This window comes from Candidatus Glassbacteria bacterium (assembly GCA_019456185.1).
Classification (GTDB): Bacteria; Gemmatimonadota; Glassbacteria; order GWA2-58-10; family GWA2-58-10; genus JAJRTS01.
In genome coordinates this window covers 1-923 of the sequence record VRUH01000177.1, presented here as the reverse complement: position 1 = coordinate 923, position 923 = coordinate 1, and the positions used below count along the sequence as shown (strand labels likewise).

1 protein-coding gene is annotated in these 923 nt (G+C 57.5%); it reads left to right on the top strand.

The window, feature by feature from the left end:
* Window positions 1–319 precede the first annotated feature (319 nt).
* On the top strand, window positions 320–923 hold a 604-nt coding region (locus FVQ81_18735), incomplete at its 3' end, for a hypothetical protein (protein ID MBW7998567.1).

Genomic DNA, 923 nt, shown 5'->3' with positions numbered 1-923 from the left:
GGTCAGAGTCACTCAAACGGATCCCACCGACCTTCTCGCCTCCGCCTACGTTGAAGGCGATATGAGCATCATCGTACAGGTTAGATCGGAGGGCGGGAATTACCAAACATTAGATAGCTATTTCTCAGTGATCGCTATTCCGGACGGCGGAGCACCATTATGCCCCTGCAATTAATAAGAAGCCGGACCGCTGCTCAGCGGCCCGGCCGGGGGGTCATCAGCAACAGCCCAACCACAGGCATAACCAACGACGCGAGCAATGTACTGCGGTGATACTACCCTTGTCAACACAAACTCCTGGGAGGGGACCGCCGTCCGGTTGCTCTGCAAATGTTGGACATGCCCGGACTGCGCCCCAGGGCAAAAAGCCCGGTTAAAGGCGCTAGCGCGGCGCGGACACCCAACAACCTTCATCACCCTCACCGCAAGCCCGGCCGCAGGAGAAACCCCTCCGGAGGCCGCTCAGACCCTCGTCAAGGCGTGGCGGCGGATCCGCCGTGAGCTGGTCGAAAAGAAGGGCATGAAAAACCCTCCATTCATCGCGGTCTTTGAGAAAACCAAGAAGGGGCGCCCGCACCTACATATCCTCGCGAGGGTCGCCTTCGTAAGCCAGAAATGGTTATCAAACCGGATGCGCCACCTTGCGCGCTCTCCCATCGTTGATATCCGAAGGGTGCACAACGCGCGCCAAGCGGCATCGTACGTCTCCAAGTATCTCGCCAAGGATCCTATTCGTTTCACCGGTTGTAAGCGTTATTGGCGCTCAATGGACTGGGATCTTAACATCGTGCTCACCGACGAGCCGCCGTTTGAAAGGGCCTTCGGATGGCATCACGACCCGCGTTCGGTCACCGAGCTTTGCGACAACCTTTCCTTCATGGGTTATGTCACCAATATCGAGGGCAACACTCTCGCGTTCTGTT